This is a genomic window from Protofrankia sp. CiP1_Cm_nod4, from assembly GCF_982290645.1.
On the sequence record NZ_CEVIVC010000097.1, the window covers coordinates 4,220 to 5,007 of the forward strand.

General features: G+C 68.4%; 1 protein-coding gene. It reads right to left on the reverse strand.

From position 1 onward, the window contains the following. Positions 1-415: cell division ATP-binding protein FtsE (locus tag AC5LSR_RS17090; protein ID WP_493465334.1), on the reverse strand; the 415-nt coding region annotated here is incomplete at its 3' end. Between the last annotated feature and the right edge of the window lie 373 nt (positions 416-788).

Here is a 788-nt window from a genome sequence, read left to right on the forward strand (position 1 = left end):
GCTCGTCGGGGTAGCGGTTCTCCTTGCCAGCGAGCCCGACCAGACCGAGCACCTCGGGCACGACCGTGCGGACCACGTGCCGCGGACGGCCGGTGACGTCCATGGCGAAGGCGACGTTGCCCGCGGCGGTCCGGTCCGCGAGCAGCCGGAAGTCCTGGAAGACACAGCCGACCTGACGGCGCAGCAGCGGTACCCGACGGTCGGGGATGCTCGCCACGTCCCGGCCGGCGAACTCGACCACGCCGGAGGTGGGCCGCTCCTCCCGCAGCAGCAGCCGCAGCAAGGTGGACTTGCCCGAGCCGGACGGGCCGACCAGGAAGACGAACTCCCCTGCGGTGATCTCGAGGCTGATGTCGTCCAGGGCGGGCCGCGTGCCGCTATGGTAGCTCTTGGTCACCGATGTCATACGTATCATCGCGGGCACTCCCGGCTTTCGCGGATCTCCGGGCACGCGGTCGTGGCCGCCCCCGGCTCCGGACGGGCGGATGCCCCGACCGCCGGCGAAACGATCCCCGGGCGCGACGGCTCCGCCCTCGCTCCCGCCCCTTCGCTCAAAGCCATGATCGCATATCCTTTAACCATAGAGCATCAATGTGGACACACTGCGTCATCATCAGATGCTAAAACAAGATCTCTTTTAGTTACCCGACGCACATGTCCGGATGTCGACATGTTGGTGCGCGGTGCACGCCGACGGATGCACGGCGCGCACTGCCGATCACGCGCCGGCACGTTGCCCGCGGGCCCGCCAACCGCGACCCGGGCACACTCCGACAGGAAACGGACAC